Genomic DNA, 23,114 nt, shown 5'->3' with positions numbered 1-23,114 from the left:
CCGACGCTGCCGCGTCCACCGCAAGCCCGGCTCGCGAACATGACGACCACAAGATCGCCCCTCAAGGATGAGCCGGGTGGGCGACACATACGCCAAAACCGAATTTCGGTAAAGCGGAATATTTTATCCATGCGGCTTGACACCGGCGCAAGCCGGAGGTGCCAGGGTGTTTTGCCCGACGGGCAGCCCACGGGGGCCGAGATGCAGGGCAACATCTGTTTACATCCAGCAACAATCCGTCTGCCGAAAGGCCATGATCGCCCGGCTAATCAGCCCTGCCTCGCCTTCGACGCGGTCGGCCTCCGGGCCGCGAGCGCCGCCGCTCCCTGGCGAGACCACTGGATTTCAGCCGATTTGATGCCGTCACATTCGTTCGTCGTAAGCCCCGTGTCGCCCGCAAAGGTGGATCATCACCCGACGCCAGACCCGTTGCATGCCGCCCTGTCGCGCGCCGGATCAATCTGCGTTGCGCTGATGGTGGGCGGCGCGCTGGCCGGCTGCGCGGTCGGCCCGGACTATATTGGCCCGCCCAAGCTCGACCTGCCTTCGCACTGGAGCACCGGGACCGCTTCGCATCGGGACGCGGGCAGGCTCGACCGCTGGTGGCTCCGCCTGCGCGATCCCCTGCTCAACCGGCTCATCGAAGAGGCAGTTCAAGCCAACCCTGATGTCGCGAAAGCGAAAGCGGTCGTACGCGAGGCGCGCGCCACCCTGCAGCAGACCACGGCAGGCCTGTTTCCGTCCGTGAGCGGCACCGCCTCGACGACCAACAACAAGACCAGCGCCGCCTCCTCTTCGGTTCTCGTCGACAGCGCGCCTTACACGCTGCACCAGGCGAGCTTCGATTCGAGCTGGGAGCTCGACCTGTTCGGCGGCACGCAGCGGAGCATCGAAACGGCGGTGCGCGGGGCAGAATCGGCCGAGGAGGATCTGCGCGACAGCCTGGTCACGTTGATCGGCGATGTCGCAGCCTATTACGTCGAGGCGCGGGGCTATCAGGCCCGGATCGCGCTGGCGCAGCGGACCGCGGTCTCGCAGCGCGACACCGAAAAGCTCACACGCGGCAAATACGATGCCGGCAGCGGCAACGCCGTCGACCTCGCCAAGGCGACCGCGCAAGCCGCGAGCACGGAAGCCAATGTTCCGACCTATCAGGCTGCGCTCGCGGCCGATATTCATCGGCTCGGGATCCTGCTCGGGCGACCGCCGGACGGCGTCGCCTCGCTGATGGCGCGGTCCGCACCCGTGCCGGCACCGCGTATGCCGTTGCCCGCCGGACTGCCCGCCGATCTCCTCACGAGCCGACCCGACGTCGCCAGCGCCGAGCGCAAGCTGGCGCAGGCAACCGCCAAGATCGGCCAGGCCGAGGCCGACCGCTACCCGGCGGTGTCGTTGACCGGCTCGGTCGGCACCTCGGCGCTGCGCGCCGGCGATCTCGCAAAATATTCCAGCGTGAGCTGGTCGGTCGGGCCTTCCGTCACGGTGCCGGTGTTCGATGCCGGCAAGCGCCAGGCTACGGTCCGAATAGCGGAAGCGCAACGGGACCAGGCGTTCGCCACCTTCCATTCGACCCTGCTCACCGCGCTCGAGGAGGTCGAGAACGCCCTGGTCTCGCTGTCACGCGAACGCGTGCGCGCCTCCAAGCTGACGGAGGCGGCGACGAACTACCGCGAGGCGGCGCGGCTGTCGCGATCGCTGTACGAAACCGGCAGTGCCAGCTTCATCGACGTGCTGGATGCCGAACGTTCGCTCTATTCGGCCGAAGATTCGCTGATCCAGAGCAAGGTGTCGGCCGCCAAGGACTACATTTCGCTCGCGAAGGCGCTCGGCGGCGGCTGGGCCGACCCGGTCGACGTGTCGACGCCGATCATCGTGGACGCCAACACGGGGCCTCACATGCGGGAAACGGTCAAGTGACTGATATCATCACCGCCAAGCGCGTGAAGATCGCCGCCGCCGTGGTTGCCGTCGTGGCGACCGGTGTCGTCGCGGCCACACGCTTCCCGGGGACATCGAGCAAGGCGCAGTCCTACATCACCGCGCCCGTCACCGTCAGCGATCTGCGCGAGGAGGTGCTCGCCAGCGGCACGCTCAAGCCGGCACGATTGACGGCCGTCGGCGCCCAGGTGTCGGGCCGGATCACGGCGCTCAACGTGCGCGTCGGCGATACCGTCAAGGCCGGCGACGTCATCGCCCAGATCGACCCCGTGACCAAGCAGAACGATTTGCGAAGCTCGGAGGCTTCGCTGAAGAACTACCGCGCGCAGAAGGACGAGAAGGAGGCCGCACTGGCGCTGGCGGAAGCCAACCTCGCGCGCCAGCAGGCGACACTGGCGCAGCGTGCGACATCGCGCAGCGATTTCGACAGCGCGGATTCGACGGTGCGCCAGACCCGCGCCCAGATCGCAGCCCTGGACGCCCTGATCGTCGGCGCCGAAGCCAGCCTGGAGACCGCGCGGGTGAACCTCGAATACACCCGCATCACCGCGCCGATCGACGGCACGGTGCTCGCAACCGTCGCGCAGGAGGGACAGACGGTCAACGCGGTCCAGTCGGCGCCGACCATCGTCGTGCTCGGCCAACTCGAGACGATGACCGTGCGGGCAGAGATTTCCGAGGCCGACATCGTCAAGGTCAAGCCGGGCCAATCGCTCTACTTCACCATCCTCGGCGACCAGGACCATCGCTACGAGGCCAGGCTCGAGCAGATCGAGCCTGCGCCCGAGTCGATCAAGAGCGACGCCAGCTTCTCCTCGACCACCACGACGTCGACATCGAGCACGAGCTCCTCGAGCTCGACCAGCACCGCGATCTACTACATCGGCGTCTTCAACGTCCCCAACAAGGAATATGCGCTGCGGACCTACATGACCGCGGAGGTGCACATCATCACCGGAGAGGCCAAGCGCGTGAAGGTCATTCCGGCACTGGCGGTGATGCGGAAGTCGGACGGGCGCAGCACGGTGCGCACCCTGAGCCCATCGGGCGACGTGGCCGAGCGCGACGTCAAGACAGGCCTCAACGATCGCACCACCGTCGAGATCAAATCCGGCCTCGTCGAAGGCGAGCGTGTCGTCACCGGAGAGGCCAACGAGCAGACCGCTTCGCACGGCACGTCGGGCGGCGGCCCGCCGGGAGGCCCCTGACATGGCCGATCCGATCATCGCCCTTCACAACGTCCGGCGCGAATTCACGGCAGGCGATACGCGCGTGGTCGCGCTCGACGACTTCTCGCTCAGCATCCAGCCCGGCGAGATGGTCGCGATCATCGGCTCGTCCGGGTCGGGCAAGTCGACGCTGCTCAACATTCTCGGCTGTCTCGATCGGCCGACATCGGGCACCTATCGCGTCGCCGGCAAGAATGTCGCCGAGCTCGACGCCGATGCGCTTGCAGCGCTGCGCCGCGAGCATTTCGGCTTCATTTTCCAGCGCTATCATCTGCTCGGCGACCTCTCTGCCGGCGAAAACGTGGAGATCCCCGCGATCTATGCCGGAATGAAGGCCCGAGAGCGCCGCACGCGCGCAGAGACGCTTCTCGCACGGCTCGGGGTGAACGACCGGCGTGGTCACCGCCCGAACCAGCTTTCGGGCGGCCAGCAGCAGCGTGTCTCGATCGCGCGGGCGCTGATCAACGGCGCCGAGGTCGTCCTGGCGGACGAACCGACCGGCGCGCTCGACCGGCGCAGCGGCGAGGAAGTCCTCAAGATCCTGAAGGAGCTGAACCGCGAGGGGCGGACGATCATCATCGTCACCCACGATGCCGACGTCGCCGCCAGGGCCGAGCGCGTCATCGAGCTGCGCGACGGCAAGATCGTGGCAGACCGCCGCACGGCGACCGCGGAGCCATCGCAGCTGCCTGCTCCAGTGGCCCGGACCGGCTGGGACAGTGCGCCAGGCTGGTCCGGCGCCTTGCGGCGCCTGCGCGAGGCGTCGCGGATGGCGCTGGTGTCGATGGCCGCGCATCGGCTGCGCGCCTTCCTGACGATGCTCGGCATCATCATCGGCATCGCGGCGGTGTCGTCCGTCGTGGCGCTCGGCAACGCCTCTCAGCGCAAGGTGCTGTCCGACATCGCAAGCCTCGGCACCAACACGATCGAGGTGTTTCCGGGCAAGGATTTCGGCGATGCCCGCGCCGGCAAGATCAAGACGCTGGTCGTCGACGACGCCCGCGCGCTCGACCGGCAGAGCTTCATCGCCGGCGTGACGCCGACGGTTTCGACCAGCACGACCGTGCGGTACCGTGGCAACGAGTCCAATGTGCTGGTGAACGGCGTCGGCGAGAGCTATTTCCAGGTCAAGGGCGCCAAGCTCGCGAAGGGACGCCTGTTCGATACCGAGGCGGTCCGCAACATCGAGCGGCAGGCCGTCATCGACGACAACACCCGCAAGACCTTCTTCGCCGACGACCAGACCTCCGGCATCGGACGCGTCATCTGGCTCGGGAAGGTCCCCTGCATTATCGTGGGCGTCATCGCCCAGCAGCAGGGCGGGTTCGGCTCGAACCAGAATCTCTCGGTCTACCTGCCCTACACCACGGTGCAGGCCCAGTTCACGGGCGACCGCGCGCTTCGCAGCGTCCTGCTGCGGATCAGCGACGAGGTCTCGACCGCGCTGGCGCAGGATGCGGTCACCACGCTGCTGACGCAGCGGCACAATGTCAGGGATTTCGTCATCCTCAACACCGACGACATCCGCCGCACCATCACGAGCACGACGCGGACCCTGGCTTTCCTCGTGGCCGCGATCGCGGTCATCTCGCTGGTCGTCGGCGGCATCGGCGTCATGAACATCATGCTGGTGTCCGTCTCTGAGCGGATCAGCGAAATCGGCGTGCGCATGGCGGTCGGCGCCAGGCGCAGCGACATTCTCCAGCAATTCCTGGTCGAGGCGACCCTGATCTCGTCCATCGGCGGCATCGCCGGCATTCTCATCGCGATCCTGCTCGGCGTTGCCATCAACATCGCCGCGCCGGGATTCGAGGTCAGCTATTCGATGTTCTCGATCGGCGCGGCGTTCCTGACCTCGACCGGGATCGGCGTCGCCTTCGGGTTCTTCCCCGCCCGCCGCGCAGCATTCCTCGACCCCGTGGTGGCGCTGAGCCGTGACTGACCTTAGGATTGCACCATGACCGTAGTTCTTCGGGCGAGACATTCGTCCGCAAATCGATCAACGATCGGCAACCCCGATGCGATCTCAACCATGACAAGCGGCACGCAGAACATCCTGATCGTCGAGGACGACCAACAGACCCGCGACCTCATCGCGCGCTATCTGCGCGATCAAAAATTCTCGGTCGACACGGTCGCCAACGGCAAGGAGATGGACCGCTTTCTCTCGCGGAACCGGGCCGACCTGATCGTGCTCGACCTGATGCTGCCCGGCGAGGACGGCTTGAGCCTCTGCCGCCGCGTGCGCATGGAGTCCATGACGCCGATCATCATTCTCACCGCCAAGGGCGAGGATCTCGACCGGATCCTCGGCCTCGAGATGGGAGCCGACGATTATCTGCCAAAGCCGTTCAACCCGCGCGAGCTTCTCGCCAGGATCAACGCCGTCCTGCGCCGCCATATGAGCGGGCTGGCCGCCGGCTCCACGGCGACGCGCCTCAAATTCGAGGGCTGGACCATCGATCTGCGACTGCGGGATTTGCGCAACCCCGAAGGCGCGCAGGTGCCGCTGACCAGCGCCGAGTTCGATCTGCTGCAGGCCTTCTGCGAACGCGCCGGCCGCATCCTGGCCCGCGACAACCTCCTGAGCATGACGCGTGGCCGTCCCGGGGGAAGCTTCGGCCGCAGCATCGACGTCCTCGTCAGCCGGCTGCGCCGCAAGCTCGACCGGACCGAAGGGACCTCGATGATCAGAACCGTCCGCACCGGCGGCTACGTCTTCACCCCGGTGGTGGAGGAAGCATGAGCCGCATCGCCGACACCGTCGCGCTGTTCAGCTTCAGGCGGATCAGCGGCCAGATCGCGGCCCTGATCCTGGGATCGCTGATCCTGATCCACGTCCTGATCGCCGGGTATTTCCTGCTCAGCCGGCCGAAGCCGCTGGCGGACACGCCCATCGAGCAGTTCGAGCTGATCGCAAGGATCATCGCCAATACACCGCAGGCAGAGCGCGGTCTCGTCCTGGAAAGCATCAGCCGAAGCTTTCCGGTGCTCAGGCTCCGATTGAGAGAAGGCGTTTCCGCCTCCACGGCGCCGTTGCCCGAGCGGACAGCCCTGAACATCCCGCTGTCGCTGGACGGCCGCGCCGATCTCCTTCGGGGCGACGCGCCGGAGGACAATCGCATCTGGTTCTATCTGGCGAACGACGAGGTGCTCGAGGCCACGATCGGATCATTCAAGATGCCGCCATTCGTGAGCGGTCTCTGGACCAGCACGCTGCTGTTCCTGGTGGCGAGCGTGACGCTGCTCGGCGTCTGGGCCGGCCGCGCGCTCAGTTCGCCGCTGTCGGCCTTCGCGCGGGCGGCGGAGGACTTCAGCCTGAACCGGTCGTCGGCGCCGCTGCCAGAGAACGGACCGGAGGAGATCAAGTCCGCAGCGAGGGCGCTCAACCGGATGCGCGAGCGCATCACCACGCTGATGAACGACCGGACCCGCATGCTGGCGGCCATCAGCCACGATCTGCGCACGCCGATCACGCGCCTGCGGCTGCGCTCGGAATATATCGAGGACCCGGCACAGCGCACGCAGACCGTACGCGACCTCGACCAGATGCAGTCCATGCTCGAATCGGTGCTTTCGCTGCTGCGCAGTGAAAGTCCCGTCCAGCCGACGCTGGTGGACGTCGCAGCGCTGCTTCAGATGGTCTGCGAGCAATTTTCCGATTCCGGATTTGCCGTGACCTATTCCGGCCCGGACAGGGCCGCCTTCATCCTGCGCCCGGATGAGATCATCCGCGCGGTCACCAACCTCGTCCAGAACGCAACGCACTTCGGAACCGAAGTCGACGTCGCGCTGTTGACGGCCGGGGATCATCTCGTCATCGACGTTGCCGACGACGGACCCGGCATTCCCGATCAAAGGAAGGCCGCGATGCTGGAGCCCTTCGTACGCGGAGAGGAAGCCCGCACCATGGACGAGACATCGGGATTTGGCCTCGGCCTCTCCATCGCGCAGGCGATCGTGACCGCGCATGATGGAACGCTTCAGCTGCTCGACAACGAGCCGAAGGGCCTGCGTGTCCGCTTGCGGCTGTCGAACGCCGCCTGCGACAATTCGAGCACGCCCCGGACATAAAGGCGCGACAATCCCGGGGTTTGTCGATCGCCCTGCCCTGCTTCCTCCGGAGTTCCCATGTCATCTGCCGACCGGCCGGCGACGCGCCTTGCGACCAGGCTTGCCTTTCTCGTCGCGGGCTTCGGCATCGCGTGCTGGGCGCCGCTGGTGCCGTTCGCGAAGACACGGCTCGGCGTCGATGACGGTGTGCTCGGGTTGCTCCTGCTCAGCCTCGGCATCGGCTCGGTCGTCGCAATGCTTTTGACCGGCGTCCTGAGCGCGCGCTACGGCTCCAGGCCGATCATTATTGCGGGCGGGCTCGGTCTCGCTTTGGTCCTGCCTGTGCTGGCGGTCGCGAGCTCGCCCGCGACGCTGGCGCTGGCGCTCCTCGCCTTCGGCGCCGCGCTCGGCTCCATCGACGTCGCCATGAACATCCACGCGGTGGAGGTGGAGCGCGCAGCGCCACGTCCGCTGATGTCCGGCTTCCACGCGCTGTTCAGCATCGGCGGCTTTGCCGGATCCGCGCTGATGACCGTATTGCTTTCGCTGCAACTTGGCGTGCTCGCCTGCACGCTGATCTGCTCCGTCCTGATGCTGATCGCGATGCTGGTGGCCTGGCCGCGCCTGTTGCGTTCCACGAAGGTGCAGGACGGACCGCTGTTCGTGCTGCCGCACGGCTCCGTGCTTCTGCTCGCGCTGCTCGGCGCCATCACCTTCCTCGTCGAAGGCGCGATGCTCGATTGGGGTGCGCTGCTCGTCATCGGCGCAGGCCTCGTCGCGGATGCGCAAGGCGGCATCGGCTATATCGTGTTCTCGATCGCGATGACCGTCGGACGGCTCGGCGGCGACGCCGTCGTCGCCCGCATCGGCGACCGTGCGACATTGTTCTGGGGCAGCCTCATTGCCATCGCGGGCTTCGTGGTCCTGCTCACGGCTGGCGTCGCGGCGGTCGCCGTCGGCGGCTTCATGCTGATCGGCCTCGGCGCATCGAACCTCGTGCCGGTGCTGTTCCGCCGGGCGGCGAGGCAGACGGTGATGCCCACGGGGCTCGCCGTCGCGGCGATTACGACGGCGGGCTACGCCGGCATCCTCGTCGGTCCCGCCGGCGTCGGCTTCGTGGCACGCATTGGCGGATTGCCGATGGCGTTCTGGCTTCTGGCCGCATTGATGGGGCTCGTCACGTTGTCCGCGCGCATTGTCACCGCGGAGCGGCGCCAGACATCGCGCGTCGATGCGTGAGCGACCTCACAATTTGCGCAGCCCGATCGATTTGATCACCGGCGCCAGGCTTGCCGTCGTCGCCTCGACGATGCGCTGGAATTTGTCCGGGCTTGAATCGCTGTCCGGCTCCAGGCCCTGGGCGCGGTAGCTCGCGAGCAGTGCGGGATCGGACATGGCCAGTCGCGTTGCCTGCGCGATCCGGCCGATGATGGCATCGTCGGTGCGCCTGGGTGCAAAGATGCCGAACCATCCCTCATAGCGAAGATCCGGCATGCCGGATTCGACGGCGGTCGGAATCTCCGGCGCGCCGCTCAAACGCTTTTCCGTGGTGACCGCCAGCAGCCTGACCTTCCCGGCCTCGCTCAGCTCCTTCAACTGGACGGACATCACGCCAATGATGAGCGAGATCTGACCACTGACGAGGTCGTTGGCCGCCTGCGACATCCCCCGATAAGGCACATGGACAATGTCCAGTGCGCCAGCCTGCTGTTTGAAGGATTCTCCGACCAGATGGTTTCCGGTGGCGATGCCGGGCGTCCCATAGGACAGCTTTCCCGGATTGGCCTTTGCGTAGGCGATCAGTTCGCGCAGGTTTGCGGCGGGCAGCGACGGATGAACGGCGAAAACCAACGCACTGCTGATCAGGCGGTAGATCGCGCGGAAATCGTCAACGGAATAGCCGGGATTTGCCGAGGTCAGGGGAATGATGACCTGCGTGCTGCCGTTGCCGAGCAGCAGCGAATAGCCGTCGGGCTCCTCGCGCGCGACGGCGGCGGTCCCGATCGCGCCGCCTGCACCGCCGATATAGTCGATGAAGGTCGGCCCGAGCAGCGATGACATCTTGTCGACCCAGGGACGCCCGATCTGGTCCCCCGCTCCGCCGGCTCCGTACGGATGCACGAGGCGAATGGGGCGGGAGGGATAATCGGCGGCCTGTCCGCTGCGCGGAATGGCGGCAAGGGCCGCTGCGCCCGATAACGCATGGACGAAGTGTCGGCGTGAAAAGGACGGCATGGTCGAATTCCGGAAGTCGGTGGTCACTGTCGAGGCGGGACCGGCTCCCAAGCCATCCCATCGCAGCAATCTTCCACCGCCGTCAATGCTCCGTCCGGACTAGCTCCCGCCGCCATGGACACGGTCATGCCGACCTAAGCCATTCCTTTTAAAGCAATATTCCCGAGGCCCACGGACCCAAGCCGTCTGCGCAGAGCTGTCAGCCCTGCCCACTGCTTTCGGCCAGTTTACTGTACGCCTCGTTCTGATAGACCAGAAAGTAATACCTTTTGACTCCCGTTGCGGGGGCAATGGCGCGTGCCAGATCGTACCGAAGACTCGGCCATTTCCTTTGGGCCATTTCGACTGTTTCCGAAGTCCCGGCTCTTGGAGAAGGAGGGCTCGCCGCTTCATGTCGGCGGCCGTGCACTCGATATTCTCATCTTCCTGGCCGAGCGCCCCGGTGAAGTCGTCGACAAGAGAGAGCTGGTCAAGCGCATCTGGGCCGACGTCAATGTCGACGAAGGCAGCCTCCGCTTCCATGTCGCGGTGCTGCGCAAGGCGCTCGGGGATACCGGCAAGTCGGCCCGTTATGTCGTCAACGTGCCCGGCCGCGGCTATTGCTTCGTCGCCTCGTTCGCTCAACCGGCCCCGCCCGCCGCCCAGCCTCTCGCCGAGATCATACCCCCCCGCTCGCTTCCCGCGCCGCTCTCGAAGATGGTCGGACGGGAGGAGATCGTCGAGAAGATATCGAGCGGGCTTTCGCTGCATCGCTTCATGACCGTCGTCGGCCCGGGCGGCATCGGCAAGACCGCGGTCGCCGTCACGGTCGGTCATCGCCGTTCCCAGGATTTCGGCGGACGCGTCTTCTTCGTCGACTTCGGTCCGCTGCGGGATGCCAGCCACATCGCGACCACCATTGCTTCGGCGCTCGGACTGACCATCAGCGCGGAGGATCCGACGCCGGCCGTGCTGACATTTCTGAAGACCGGCCCGGCCCTGCTGATCTTCGACGGTTGCGAACATGTGCTGGATAATCTGGCGCCGCTCGTCGAGAGCATCGTTCGCGAGGCGCCGCAGCTTCGTGTTCTCGCGACCAGCCGCGAGAGTTTCCGCAGCGAAGGCGAGCGGATATTCCGGCTGTTCCCGCTGGATTGTCCGCCCGAGCGCGAAGGGCTCGATGCCGCCGCGGTCCTTGCCTACCCCGCGGCTCAGCTCTTCGTGGAGCGCATCGCGCAGAGCTCGGGCCCGTTCCAGCTCAGCGCGGAAGAGGCGCCGCTCGTCGCCAGCATCTGCCGGCGCCTCGACGGCATCGCGCTGGCGATCGAGCTCGCGGCAGGCCGCGTCAATGCCTACGGCATCGCCGGCACCGCATCGCTGCTCGACAGCCGCTTTTCGCTGCAGTGGCGGGGGCGGCGCACCGCCGTGCCGCGGCACCAGACCCTCGCCGCGGCCCTCGACTGGAGCTACGATCTGCTGCCTGCCGCGGAGAGCGCCACCTTGAGACGCCTGTCGGTCTTCGCCGGGCCTTTCGCGCCGGAGGCGGCTGCCGCGGTCGCCTCCGGTGACGGCTTCAACGCATCCGAGACTCTCGAAGCGATCGACAGCCTCGTCACCAAGTCGCTGATCTCGCCGTCCGGCGTACGGACGCTGCGCTATCGTCTGCTCGACACCACGCGCACCTATGCGCACGGGAAGCTCAGCGAACTCGGCGAAACCAGTCAGTTCGCGCGCCGCCACGCCGAGCATTTTCGCGATTTTTTCGCGCGCGCGGAGGCCGACACGTCGACGCCGCTCCCGGAATGGCTGAGCATCTATGGCGCCGAGCTGGACAATGCACGCGCGGCGTTGAACTGGGCCTTCGGACCCGAGGGCGATGCGACGCTCGGCATCGCGCTGACGGCGGCCGCGGTCACGCTGTGGGTGCGCCTTTCGCTGTTCGCCGAATGTCGCGAGCGCACCAGAACGGCGCTCGCCGCGCTCGGCGACAACGGCGACCACGACCGTATCCGCATGCAGCTGCTGTCGGCGCTCGGCTGGTCGCTGATGTATGGCGAGGGCCGCGCGCGCGAGGCGCGGCCGATCCTCGAGACGACCCTCGAGCTGGCTGACAGGCTCGACGACAAGGATTTCCGGCTGCGCGCGCTCTGGGGCCTGTGCATCGACCAGTTCAACAACGGACAGTTCGGCAAGGCCCGCGCGCTCGCCGATCGCTTCGCGAATGCAGCGGCGAACTCGCCCGACAAGACCGATCCCATGCTGGGCGACCGGTTGACGGCCGTCGCGCTGCACTATCTCGGGGACCAGAACGAGGCACGGCTGCGCATCGACCGGGTCAATGCGTCGCTGCATGTGCTGGCGGAGAAACCGAAGATCTTTCCGCTCGACCTGCGACTATCCACGCAATATTTCCGCGCCCGCATCCTGTGGCTCCAGGGCTTCGCCGATCAGGCCCAGGCGCTCGCCGCCAGGAACATCGAGGAAGGTCGCGCCAATGGCCATGCCCTGACCTTCTGCAGCGTATTGGGCCAAGCCACCTGCCCAATCGCCTTCTGGTCCGGCGATTTCGATGCCGCCGAGCGCCACGGCACCGAGCTGCTCGAACACACCGAGCGCCACGCCATCCGGCTATGGGGCTTGTGGGCGCGGGCCTTCAACGCCGCGGTCATCGTAAAGCGCGGCGACGTCGCGACCGGCCTGCCGCTGCTGCGCGAGGAGCTCAATCGTGCCGGCGATGCGCGCTTCCTGCCGCGCTTTCTTCCTTTGCTCGGCGAGCTCGCGGCGTGCTTTCTGGAGACCGACCAGGTCGACCGCGGCCTCGACGTGATCGAGGACGGCCTGACCCGCTGCAACGACCGGCAGGAGCTCTGGTATCTGCCGGAGCTGATCCGCATCAAGGGTGAGTTGATGCTCAGGAGCGCACGGCATTCTGGGGATGCCGAGGCGCGCTTTCGAGAGGCCATGGACATTTCCGTCCAGCAGGGCGCACGATTCTGGGAGCTGCGCTGTGCGATCAGCCTCGCGCGCTACATGATGGCGACTGGCCAGAATGCAGAGGCTCTCGCGGTTCTCGACGATGTCTGCGCGGCGTTTGCCGAGGGCGCAGACATCGCCGACATGCGCGTTGCCCGCGGCCTGATCGCGCAGATGCGAGCCTGACGCCGCGTCAGCGCAACCCCGCCAGCAGCCGCTCGGCGGCCGCGAGATCGGCTGTCTCGAACCCCTCGGTGAAGCGCAGGAACACGGGTTCAAGGAGCATTCGGCCACGCTGCGGTTGCCCTTGGCTGGCGAACAATTCGGCGAGGTCAATGGCGGTCCGCAACTCCCACGCCAAGGTGCCCTGGCGCCGGCTCAACTCAAGTGATTGCAGCAGGCAGGATTCCGCAGCGGCAGCATCGGCCTCCGGCTTCGAAAGATGCACGCGCCCGCTCAATCGCAACAGCTCCGGCTTGGAAAACGTGTCGCCGGCGGCGTCGACCCGATCGATCGCCTGCTGGATCAACGTCATCGCTTCCGGGAACTGACCGATGGCCATCAGGCCGCGGGCCAGCGAAATGTTGAACTCCGTGACCAGGAGGCCGTGACGGGCGGCGTGGACTCTCGCCATGGAGCCACGCAACGTTTCGACCCCCGTTTCTGCATCACCCTGGTAAATGGCCAATTGTGCTCGCAAGCCCCGTCCAACCGCAGCATTGGGGCCGAGCGAATGAGCTTCGGCATGGGCCAGGAACCAGTCGATATGCGCTTCGGCACTCGCGAGGTCGCCGGTCCAGAAGAATACCCCGATTGCAAACGTCAAGGCGCCTGTCAGTGCGACCGGATGATCGGTCACCTCCTTGAGCGTATTGTGCACCCGCTCCACCGACTGGGCCGGATAGCCCTGCAACCAAAGCGTTCTCGCGAGCTGAATGCCCGGCCGGTAGTGCCGATCGGCCGCCAGATAGATCGGACTGATTTGTTCAGGATTTGGCTGATGCCTCACCGCCGCCTCCAACTCGAGACGTGCATTGGCGACATCGCCCTCGAAGAGAAATGCTCTCCCCAGCAAACTGTGGGCAAACGCCTTTGCCGTCGCGTCGTCGATCCCGGCGGCGACGACGGACGCCTGCTGCGCATATTGAAATGCGGTCTTGAAATCTCCGCCGCGCACGTGAAGCACGTGCAATATTCCAAGCAGTCCCATTTGCGCAAGGCTATCGCCGAGTTCCTCGGCGATAGCGAGGCTCCTATGAAAGGCCTCTTTCGCGTCGTCGGTTTTCCCGTTGACGTTCATGAACGAGGTCGCAAGGCCCGCCTGAAGATGCATTTCCTCGCGGCTTCCTCTGCTCGTTTCGTCAAGGGCCTGGATGGCACGGAGCGACCAACGATGGCATTCGGGAAGCAGCGACATTGCCCAGAACACCGGCGCGGCAGCGGCCGCAAGCCTCACGCCAAGATCAGCATCGCCGCCGGCGCCAAAACACCATTCCAGGCCCGCACGAACGTTGTTGAGCGCAATGAAGTGGGGCGCGCGCTCCGCGGCCGTAGCAAGGATCGGCCATTTGAGCCCTATCGTCTCCAGCCATTGCCGGTAGTAGTTGGCGTGGCGAGAGTGAAGATCGGCGAAATCGGCAGCTTCGAGGTTATTCTGCCGGGCATAGGCCCGCGTCGTGTCCAGAAGCTGATACCGCATCAGCGTTCCGGCAGGGCGAACCGCGATCATGGACTTCGCGACCAGCCCGTCGATGGCACCAAGAACAAGCGAACGATCTACGGTCGCGGTCGCGGCAACCCAAAGTGCCGCGTCGATCGTGAAGCTTCCGACAAAAACGGCGAGTCTACGCAGCACGACCCGCTCGACTTCGGACAGTAATCTATAGCTCCAATCCAGCGTCGCCTGGAGGGTCTTCTGCCGCGCCGGTGCACCGCGCAACCCGCTCCATGAGAGCGTCAGGCGCTGATCGAGCAGTGCCGCCGTCTGATGCACGCCATAGGCCTCGATACGCCGTGCCGTGAGCTCGATCGCCAGAGCGACGCCGTCGAGCTTGCGGCACATCTCAGCGACGGTCGCCGCTTCCGCATCGCTGAAATCGAGCTGCGCGCCGCTCGCCAGCGCGCGATCGAGGAACAATTGCGTAGCCGGAAAAGTCTTGACGACATCCGCAGAGAGTTCGCCGTCTGGTGGACACGCGAGCGGCTCGAGCCGGTAAACGTGTTCGCCCTGGGCCTGAAGTGTCTCGCGGCTGGTTGCCAGGATGTGGATCTGCGGCGCGGATGCGAAGATCAGTGAAGCAAGTACGGCCACGGCTTCGATCAGATGCTCGCAGGTGTCGAGTATCAGCAGGATCCGCTTGTCGCGCAGATATGCGACCAGGCTGGACGTTGCGTCATGGGACTGCACGGACAGTCCAAGCAGCGAAGCGATGACCGTTGCCACCAGATCGGAATCGTTGAGCATGCTGAGATCGACGAAGAGTACCGCGCCGGTGAAGCGATCAATCAACTGATGCCCGACCACGACCGCGACGGTCGTCTTGCCGACACCGCCGGAGCCAACGATGGTGACGAAGCGCTCCCGGTCGACCAACACCGAAAGGCTTTCAAGGTCCTCCTCCCGATCAATCATCCGAGACAGGCGGACCGGCAGGTTGGCATGCTGAAAGCCGGGCTCGGACGCTTTGAGCAGGGGCGTCTGCTCGACCGATCGCAACACCGGCGCGACGAAGCCATAGCCCAGTCCCGCCGACGTCGTGATGTAGCGGACACCGTCCTTGCCGTCACCGAGAGCCTTGCGCAGGCTGGCGACGTGAAATCGCAGGCTGACCTCTTCGACGGTGACGCCCGGCCAGACTCGCGCCATCAGATCGTGCTTGCTGATGATTTCGGCCGGGCGCGACAGCAGCGCGATCAAAATATCGAACGCCCGGGCACCAAGCTCCACAGCGACGCCGTCCTTCGTCAGCAACCTTTCGCTTGCTGTGACGCGAAACGGGCCGAACGACAGTATCTCGTTGCGTAGCACCACCGGCGTCTTCATCGGCCCCGTGTTCTTATTCAGTGCGCGCGAGGCCGATCCGTTTCTCTCGGCCCAAATCCAGACCGCCCAGGATAGCAGACCGTCGTTCGGGCCAGCAACCAACCGGCGCGAAGCTCTCGCTTGCGACCATATTCGCGACCTCACGCAAGCTTGAGTTGAAATGGCACATCTCACGGTTGATGTGAAGCGACGCGAAAGGCGATCTCGCCATGGGTAAGGTCCATCAGTCCCTTCCGATCCCTCCGAAAAAACAGTCACAGTTTCTGCCGCCGGCGACGATTATCTGGGCGCGTCACGAGACAGCCACGACGGAGATTTCTTCACTTTGCCGCCGCTGCGACCATCCTTCCAATCCTGCCCCGCATCGCCCGAACGCTGGACTATCCGGCGCGACCGACAATCGGGAGATCAATGCCGCGATGGCGGAGCCGGATCTGAGGACTCAGGCCACGAACATGGGCGGAACGATTCTTGCGGGATCGCCGGGCGACTTCGGCAAGCTCATCGCAGATGAAACCGGGAAATGGAGGAAAGTCGTGAAACTTTCCGGTGCCAGGGCCGGAATAGCGACCCCGAGCGCGGGGTCGCGGTTGCTCGGCTCAATTCAAGTAGCCCGGGGAATAAATCCGGGCACGCCGGTCTCGACCACCGCGTTGAACCGGACATTCGTCGTGATCCTGTCCCGCATCTGGCGCATAGCGTCTTCAGGCAACGTCGAGATATCGAAATTCTCCTGGATGCGCCTGGGATTGGTCGAGGTCGTCAGGAAAGCCGTGCCGCGCTGGACAGCCCATGCCAGGGCAACCTGGGCCGGCGTCTTGTGCATGCGCTCCGCGATGGCGGTAATCACCGGGTCGGCCAAAAGGTTTGGCTCCATGGCGTGTCCCAGCGCCGCAAACGCCTGCAGGACAATTCCATGCTCGCGGCAGAACTCGAGCAGCTCCCATTCGGGGAGATACGGATGCGATTCGACCTGCACCATGGCCGGCCTGATCCGCGCGACGGCAACGATCTCGCGCAGCTTCTCCAGGGTAATGTCCGACAGGCCGATCGACTTGCAGTGCCCCTCGTCGACGAGGCGCTCCAGCGCGTGCCATGTCTCCGCCAACGTTACGCCTGAATCATAGATGACGCGGCCGCTCGCGTCCCTCGGATCCTGCTCGTCACCGGGCTGAAAGGCGAAGGGCGTATGGATGATGTAGCAGTCGATATCGTCGAGTTGCAGCCGCCGGCGGCTGGCGTCGAAGGCAGGCTTGATCCGCTCCGGCCGATGATTGGTGTTCCATAGCTTCGTCGTCACGAACAGGTCCTGGCGCCGAAGCGTGCCCGCCCTGAACGCGTCCTGTATCGCATCGCCGACGGCCGCTTCGTTGCGATAGCGCTCGGCACAATCGAGATGTCGAAATCCGGCCTCCAATGCGGCCCTGGTGGCCTGCCTGGTCACGAGCGGATCCGGAATGAGCGTGCCAAATCCCACCGCGGGAATCGTGCCGGACCCACGTGTGGGAATCTTTGTGTAGCGAAGTGAATCGGAGATCGTCATGGTAGGCTCCTTTGCTTGTCTGCGTCCCCGGCACCAGCGGGGCACGAAGTGATCGAAATTGCCGATGCGATGTCATTCACGACTCCCCGGCGTTAACCGGCGGGACGCGGCTTACGGAGAAAGAATACGAGCGGGATCACGACGAGCATGGCGAACATCAGGATCTCGAACTGATCGATGACCGCGACCGTTGCCGCCTGACGCGTGACCATTCCGTTGAGCGCGACAAGGGCCGGCTTCCCGATCGGGCCCGCAACGTTCGCCGCGACACGGAAAGGCGTGAGGTGTTTGGCAAGCGCTATGTGCACGGCCTGGGTGTTGGCATAGAAGAAGAGCTGGACCACCGCGATGCCGATGGTGCTGCCATAGAGGCGCGACAGGTTGATCATCGCGCTGCCCTCCGGCCGGAGCTTCGGATCGAGCGTGCCGAACGCAGCCCTCGCGAGCGCCGGCAACAACATGCCGAGACCTGCGCCCTGGAGGAAACCGGCTTCGACGACCGGCCGCCAATCCATCGCGGGCGAGTAGCCGAGCATCAGCCAATTGGCATAGATCACCAACGTCATTCCACCCATGAGGAACGGCCTGTAGTCGACCTGTCCCGGAACCAGGCTCGTCAGCACCAGCGCGCCCATCAGCGCCACGCCGCGCGGAATGGTCATGTAGCCGGTGGTGTCGACGGGGTAATTGAGCAACTCCTCCAGCATCGGGGACGTCAACGCCAATGTCGGCAGCAGGACGAAGCCAAGCGCGAAGGAGATCACCGTCGAGAGGACGAGATTGCGATCCCTGAATAGCGCCGTGCGGAGAAAATGTTCCTTCTTCGTCAGAACGTGCACGATGAAGAGATAGAAACCCAGCACCGAGGCGATCGCTTCGCCCCATATCTCCGTCGATGCGAACCATTCGAGGCGCTCGCCGCGGTCCAGCAGCATCTGTAGTCCGATCATGCCGACGGAGAAGGTCGTGAGGCCAAAGAAGTCGAAGGGCTGGCTTCGCTCGACCCGCTTCTCGCTCAGCAGCAAGGCCATCGTCAGGAAGATGAAGGCCGTCATCGGCAGGCTGAAATGGAAGATCGACGGCCAGCCGTAATATTCACTGAGCCAGCCGCCAATGGCGGGGCCGGTGCTGATGCCGAGCAGGGAGCAGACGGTGGACACCAGGCCCATCCGCGCGTGCCGCGCCGGTGGCGTCACCTCGAGCAGGATCGCCAAGGAGAGCGTCGCGAGCGGCCCGCTCGCCGCGCCCTGGAGGATCCGCGCCAGCACGAACTGGATCGACGTCGTTGCCAGCGTGTCGAGGACAAGACCGAGCGTGAAGATGGCGAGGGCAGCCTGATAGACCGCCTTGCGGCCATAGCGCCCCGCGAGCCACTGCGTGACCGACATGGTCACGGCACTTGCCGCGATATACGAGGAGAACACCCAGCCGACCTCGTCGTTCGCCATCGAGAGCGTCGCCTGAATATGCGGCAACGCCGCGTTCGGTATCGAGATGTTGACGGCCTGCATGTAGGTCGCCATGAGCGCCGCCGCGGAGATCGCGTGGTGACCGCCGGTCGCCGCGGTCGATGGGAGGGGCGTACTCATTTGACCTCCGTCGCAAGCGCGCCTTGGAGCAAATGCGGCCAGCTTCGGCGATGGCGGGTGTCGACCCGCGCCGTCACGCTGATGCCCGAGAACAGCGGCCGCGTCGGATCGAGATCGTCGAGCTCGAGGCGCACCGGCAGCCGCTGGACGACCTTGACCCAGTTTCCGGTCGCATTCTCGGGCGGCAGGATCGAGAAGTCCGAGCCGGTGCCGGGGCTCATACTGACGATATGCGCCCTGAACTTGCGATCCGGATAGGCGTCGACGTCGATCGTCGCCTCCTGGCCCGGACGCATGTGGGTCAAGCCGGTCTCGCGAAAATTCGCCTCGATCCAGATGTTCCGGCTCGACATCAGCGAGAACGTCGGCGCCCCCGCGTTGACGAAGCCGCCGATCTGCAAGTCGTCGACCTTCGTCACGATACCGTCGTCGGGCGCAATCACCGTGGCGTAGGAGAGATCGAGCCGCGCACGGTCAAGCTGGGCTCTTGCCGCGCGAACTGTCGGATGACGATCGGCATCGATATCGGGATCGCCGTTAAGCGCGACGACCGTGTTGGCGATCTGCTGCTCGATCGATGCCATGCGATGGCGGGCGACCTTGAGATCGGTCTCGGCCCGTTCATAGACCGCGCGCGGCGTAAAGTCGGAGGCGACCAGCATCTTCTTGCGATCGAACTCACGTTCGTCGAAGGAAGCCGATTCCTTCGCCGATTGCAGTTCCGCCTGCTGCTGGCGGTAGGTCGCCTTGAGGGAGGCGATCTGGAGCCGCGCACTGCCGAGCCGCGCCTCGGCCTGATCGACTGCAATCTGATAGGGCTCCGGGTCGATTCTAAACAGGACCTGGCCCCGTCGCACGCGCTCGTTATCGCGCACGGCGATCTCGACCGCCTGGCCTGACACCCGCGCGTTGATGGTCACCTTGGCAGAACGCAGGAACGCGTCGTCGGTCGAGACATATTGTTCCTGCGCCAGATACATGACGGCGCCGAACACGGCGGCCGCAGTCGGCAGCGCGAGCATCAGGGGCCGGCGCAGCCGCCTGCCAAGGTCCGCTCCGAACAATGGCGCAGCAGCCTCGCTCCCGCGGAAGCTCCTGCGATCGCCCAACCAGCCGGCGATTGGCGCAAAATTCAAGCGCATCGTAAGGCCCTCGTCTTATCCTTTTCACTAACGATCGTTACAAATATTGTACTCCGGTGCGCCGATCAAGGTGCGCGGCCATTGATTTTTATAACGATCCATACAAATATATGTGTGAAACATCGCAACCAGGATTTTGGCGATATGGCACGGAAGAAGAGCGAAACGGGCCCGGCGCGCCGCGGACGGCCGCCCGCCTACGATGCAGAGACGGCCCTCAAGCGGGCCACGGAGACGTTCTGGCGGACCGGCTATTCCGGCACATCACTGGACAAGGTCGCCGCCGCGACCGGCATGAGTCCACCGAGCCTCTACGCCGTGTTCGGCAACAAGCACGCGCTCTATCTCGAAGCGCTCGCGCGCTATTGGGAGATGAGCCTTGCCGCAACGCGTGAGGCCCTCGCCGGGGACCTTCCCTTGGACGAAGCCTTGATGCTGGCCTATGACGCTGCGCTGTCGATCTATTTTTCCGGCAAGGGAACCGCGCGCGGCTGCTTCGTGGTGGGAACCGCGGTGACCGAAGTGGCAGAGGATGCAGCAATCCGGAACAGCGTAGCGGCGGGACTCCGCGCGATCGATGCCGATTTCGAGGCCCGCTTCCGCCTTGCCCAGGACAAGGGCGAACTGAAGCGTGATGCGGATCCCGCTGCGCTTGCAATCCTCGCCTCAGCCACGATGCATACCATCGCCATTCGCGCCCGCGCCGGCGCTCGCCGCGCCGAGTTGAGGGAGCTTGCCCGGAAGGCCGTGGACGTGATCTGCGATTGCCGGACAGAGGTGCGCTGAGCAGCGAGGCGTTCTCGGCTCGCGAGCCGGTGACGGTCGGGAGCGATTCTTCCGCGCAATGAGATGACTTCAACCGGCACACTTGCATTCCTCGTCAACAAATGGCCGCCGTCGCGAGCGGTTCGCAAGCCGGACCCAGCCGGGCTCTCCCCGGCAATTTGTAACGGTGCGATCTAGCCTCCCGCCGCCGCCGCCCGACGCGGCAGCTTCCAGCCGGGCCGGATGAAGTGACAGGTGTAGCCGTCCGGATAGCGCTCGAGATAATCCTGGTGCTCAGGCTCGGCCTCCCAGAACTCGCCGGCGGGCGTGACCTCGGTCACTACTTTACCAGGCCACAGTTGCGAGGTCTCGACATCGGCGATCGTGTCTTCCGCGATCCGCTTCTGCTCGTCGCTCGTCGTGAAGATCGCCGAGCGATAGCTCGTACCCCAGTCGTTGCCCTGACGGTTGAGCGTGGTGGGATCGTGGATCTGGAAGAAGAACTCCAGCATCGTTCGGTAGCTCGTTTTCGCCGGGTCGAAGATGATCTCGATCGCCTCGGCGTGGCCCTCGTGATGGCGATAGGTCGCGTTCTTGACCTCTCCGCCGGTGTAGCCGACGCGAGTCGAAATCACACCGGGCTGCTTGCGGATCAGATCCTGCATGCCCCAGAAGCATCCTCCGGCCAGAACCGCGCGCTCTGTCGTCATTTGATCCTCCATTCGTTCAGCCGATATCCCCGGCGCTCTACCTGGCAACTGCATGGAGGCGCGGGTCATCATCGTCGTCGTGATATTCGAGGCCCAATGGGCCGATGGCGTAGACCTGTGTGACATATTCACCGGACTTCGCCCAATGGAAATGCCAGGTTTCGCCGGGCAGCACGATCACGCTACCGGGCGGGTAGGCCTTGACATCGTCGCCGTCGAAACGCTCGCCGAGTCCGATATAGAACACACCCGACATGACCGTGTAGACGCGGTCCTCCGGATGCTTGTGTGGCATCAGTCTGGTACCGCCGGGCACCTTCACCCGGACCACGTAGGGTCCGGGTTCATTGGGATGACCGACGATCGCGGCCAGCCGCGCCCCGGATGGAAACGCCGGGAACGGCAGCCATGCGATATCCTCGGGCAGTATCGCCCGAAACCTGTCTTCGTCCGGCTGATGTTGACGGGACGGATCTTGACGAAGCATGGCGCCGCTCCCTGTGTTGCCTAGGTCAATTTGGCATCGAGCGTGATCGCGGCGTTGAGAACCTTCGACACCGGACAGTTCTTCTCGGCCTCGCCGGCGATCCTGGCGAAGCCTGCGTCATCGAGGTTCGGCACCTTGGCGCGCAGGGTCAGCGCGGACTTGCTGATCTTGAAGCCCTTGCCTTCCGGCTCCAGCGTGACGGCGGCCTCCGTCGAGAGTTCGTCCGGCGTGAAGCCGGCGAGCTGAAGGCCGAACGCCAGCGCCATGGTGAAGCAGCCGGCATGGGCCGCCGCGATCAACTCCTCGGGATTGGTGCCCTTCTCGTTCTCGAAGCGGGTCTTGAACGAATAAGGCGTTGCGGCGAGCACGCCGGATTCGCTCGATAGCTGACCGGTGCCGTCGCGACCGGTCCCCTTCCAGACTGCTGTTGCCTTGCGGATCATCTCAATTCTCCTTGTTGATTTTCAGCACCGGCGTCCGTACCGGAGGAAAGCGACATTGGCACGACCGCCTGTCGCCATTCCAACCGGCCAAGCGCCGCGGCGGTTCCGTCAGGCCCCAATCTGGCCGACGTGGAAACCCAGGCGATTCTCCACGTCGCCGGCGCGGTGGAAGCCACGTGCCATCAACGCCTTGATGCGGGTCTGGCTCGCGGGGCGGCCGAGCGCGGCCAGGAACGCGTCCCATTCCGGCTTGATCTCGACATCCGGCGGCAGGCTCGCGACGTCGACGAGACGCTTGGTCTCGGCGATGGCGTCCTTGTCGAAGGACGCGATGCGCATCGCGAGCGCCTCGACGAAGCCGTCGAGCTCGGTATCGGGCAACGACCGGTTCACATAGCCGTAGCGCTCGGCGAGATCGCCGTGGATGTCGTCGGCGCCGAGCAGCACTTCGAGCGCGCGGCCGCGGCCCATCAGGCGCGGCAGCCGCGCCATCGGGCCGCCGCCGGGCACCAGGCCCGCACCAACTTCCCATTGCGACAGGATCGCCTTCTCGCGACTGGCAAAGCGCATGTCGCTGGCGAGCGCGAGCTCGCTGCCGACGCCGGTGGCGCGGCCCCGGATGGACGCAATGGAAACGACCGGCGCGCGGCTGAGGCGAACCAGCGCGTCGGGCAGCGCCTGCAATCCGGTCGGTCCGGGCGGGATACGAAGCGAATCCTCCAGCGGCGCGAGGAAGTCGTAATGCGTGATGAAGAAGCCTTCGACGGCGCTGTCGAACACGACGACTTTCACCTCCGGATCGGTCTCGACCGCCGTGACGATGTCGTCGAGTAGCGGAAGATGCTTCGGGCCAAAGATGTTAACCGGCGGCATGTCGAAGGTGACGCGCCAGTAGGACGGCAGACGGCGTTCCAGACGAATGTCTCCGGTCGTGAAATTGCGTTCGGGACGGTTCATGATTGTAACTCCTGATGTCGGGGCGGTC

General features: G+C 65.1%; 17 protein-coding genes. 8 read left to right on the top strand and 9 right to left on the bottom strand.

Features of this window, described 5'->3' with window-relative positions:
- From JQ572_RS21460 to JQ572_RS21435, 6 genes are all read left to right on the top strand, one after another.
- Positions 1 to 1,917, top strand: a 1,917-nt coding sequence (locus JQ572_RS21460) for an efflux transporter outer membrane subunit (protein ID WP_349643106.1), incomplete at its 5' end; no start/stop codon positions are given.
- Positions 1,914 to 3,146: an efflux RND transporter periplasmic adaptor subunit gene (locus tag JQ572_RS21455; protein ID WP_211384793.1), complete on the top strand. Its 1,233-nt coding sequence runs from the start codon at positions 1,914 to 1,916 to the stop codon at positions 3,144 to 3,146. The genes JQ572_RS21460 and JQ572_RS21455, both read left to right, overlap by 4 nt.
- Position 3,147: 1 nt before the next feature.
- Entirely contained in the window at positions 3,148 to 5,109 is a 1,962-nt protein-coding gene (locus JQ572_RS21450) for a MacB family efflux pump subunit (protein ID WP_211384792.1), read from the top strand.
- A 90-nt stretch (positions 5,110 to 5,199) separates the two neighbouring features.
- The gene (locus JQ572_RS21445) at positions 5,200 to 5,913 is read left to right on the top strand and encodes a response regulator (protein WP_211384791.1); all 714 of its coding nucleotides are present in this window, start codon (positions 5,200 to 5,202) and stop codon (positions 5,911 to 5,913) included.
- Positions 5,910 to 7,241 carry an ATP-binding protein gene (locus tag JQ572_RS21440; protein WP_211384790.1) on the top strand — a complete coding sequence of 444 codons (1,332 nt, stop codon included), beginning with the start codon at positions 5,910 to 5,912 and terminating at the stop codon, positions 7,239 to 7,241. The genes JQ572_RS21445 and JQ572_RS21440 overlap by 4 nt, the downstream gene beginning before the upstream one ends.
- A gap of 57 nt (positions 7,242 to 7,298) precedes the next feature.
- Positions 7,299 to 8,459, top strand: a complete 1,161-nt coding sequence (locus JQ572_RS21435) for an MFS transporter (RefSeq protein WP_211384789.1) — start codon at positions 7,299 to 7,301, stop codon at positions 8,457 to 8,459.
- Positions 8,460 to 8,465: 6 nt separating this feature from the next.
- Here the strand turns inward: JQ572_RS21435 and JQ572_RS21430 are convergent, their stop codons facing one another.
- Positions 8,466 to 9,455 carry a Bug family tripartite tricarboxylate transporter substrate binding protein gene (locus JQ572_RS21430; protein WP_211384788.1) on the bottom strand — a complete coding sequence of 330 codons (990 nt, stop codon included), beginning with the start codon at positions 9,453 to 9,455 and terminating at the stop codon, positions 8,466 to 8,468.
- A 297-nt stretch (positions 9,456 to 9,752) separates the two neighbouring features.
- On the opposite strand from JQ572_RS21430, the gene JQ572_RS21425 reads away from it, so the two are divergent.
- Positions 9,753 to 12,593: an ATP-binding protein gene (locus tag JQ572_RS21425; RefSeq protein WP_211384787.1), complete on the top strand. Its 2,841-nt coding sequence runs from the start codon at positions 9,753 to 9,755 to the stop codon at positions 12,591 to 12,593.
- A 7-nt stretch (positions 12,594 to 12,600) separates the two neighbouring features.
- Here JQ572_RS21425 and JQ572_RS21420 read toward each other — a convergent pair whose 3' ends face one another.
- The 4 genes from JQ572_RS21420 to JQ572_RS21405 all read right to left on the bottom strand — a co-directional run bounded on the left by JQ572_RS21420 (position 12,601) and on the right by JQ572_RS21405 (position 19,562).
- Entirely contained in the window at positions 12,601 to 15,450 is a 2,850-nt protein-coding gene (locus tag JQ572_RS21420; RefSeq protein WP_211384786.1) for an ATP-binding protein, read from the bottom strand.
- Positions 15,451 to 16,054: 604 nt separating this feature from the next.
- On the bottom strand, positions 16,055 to 16,993 hold the full coding sequence (locus JQ572_RS21415) for an aldo/keto reductase (RefSeq protein WP_211384785.1): 939 nt from the start codon (positions 16,991 to 16,993) through the stop codon (positions 16,055 to 16,057).
- A gap of 92 nt (positions 16,994 to 17,085) precedes the next feature.
- Positions 17,086 to 18,582, bottom strand: coding sequence for an MDR family MFS transporter (locus tag JQ572_RS21410; RefSeq protein ID WP_211384784.1), 1,497 nt, complete (start codon positions 18,580 to 18,582; stop codon positions 17,086 to 17,088).
- Positions 18,579 to 19,562 (bottom strand): HlyD family secretion protein, encoded by a 984-nt coding sequence (locus JQ572_RS21405; RefSeq protein ID WP_249129148.1) that lies wholly within the window; start codon positions 19,560 to 19,562, stop codon positions 18,579 to 18,581. Before JQ572_RS21405 ends, JQ572_RS21410 begins: the two co-directional genes overlap by 4 nt.
- On the opposite strand from JQ572_RS21405, the gene JQ572_RS21400 reads away from it, so the two are divergent.
- Positions 19,542 to 20,510 carry a TetR/AcrR family transcriptional regulator gene (locus tag JQ572_RS21400; protein WP_249129147.1) on the top strand — a complete coding sequence of 323 codons (969 nt, stop codon included), beginning with the start codon at positions 19,542 to 19,544 and terminating at the stop codon, positions 20,508 to 20,510. The genes JQ572_RS21405 and JQ572_RS21400 overlap by 21 nt on opposite strands.
- A 173-nt stretch (positions 20,511 to 20,683) precedes the next feature.
- Here JQ572_RS21400 and msrA read toward each other — a convergent pair whose 3' ends face one another.
- From msrA to JQ572_RS21380, 4 genes are all read right to left on the bottom strand, one after another.
- Entirely contained in the window at positions 20,684 to 21,199 is a 516-nt protein-coding gene (gene msrA / locus JQ572_RS21395; protein WP_211384781.1) for a peptide-methionine (S)-S-oxide reductase MsrA, read from the bottom strand.
- Between the two features lie 37 nt (positions 21,200 to 21,236).
- A complete protein-coding gene (locus JQ572_RS21390; protein WP_211384780.1) occupies positions 21,237 to 21,686 on the bottom strand; it encodes a cupin domain-containing protein in 450 nt (149 codons plus the stop codon).
- Positions 21,687 to 21,706: 20 nt separating this feature from the next.
- Positions 21,707 to 22,129 (bottom strand): OsmC family protein, encoded by a 423-nt coding sequence (locus JQ572_RS21385; RefSeq protein ID WP_007601290.1) that lies wholly within the window; start codon positions 22,127 to 22,129, stop codon positions 21,707 to 21,709.
- Positions 22,130 to 22,237: 108 nt separating this feature from the next.
- On the bottom strand, positions 22,238 to 23,086 hold the full coding sequence (locus JQ572_RS21380) for an enoyl-CoA hydratase/isomerase family protein (protein WP_211384779.1): 849 nt from the start codon (positions 23,084 to 23,086) through the stop codon (positions 22,238 to 22,240).
- Positions 23,087 to 23,114 lie beyond the last annotated feature (28 nt).

The organism is Bradyrhizobium sp. SZCCT0153 (assembly GCF_018129995.1).
Classification (GTDB): Bacteria; Pseudomonadota; Alphaproteobacteria; order Rhizobiales; family Xanthobacteraceae; genus Bradyrhizobium; species Bradyrhizobium japonicum_G.
This window is presented reverse-complemented; position numbering and strand designations above follow the sequence as displayed.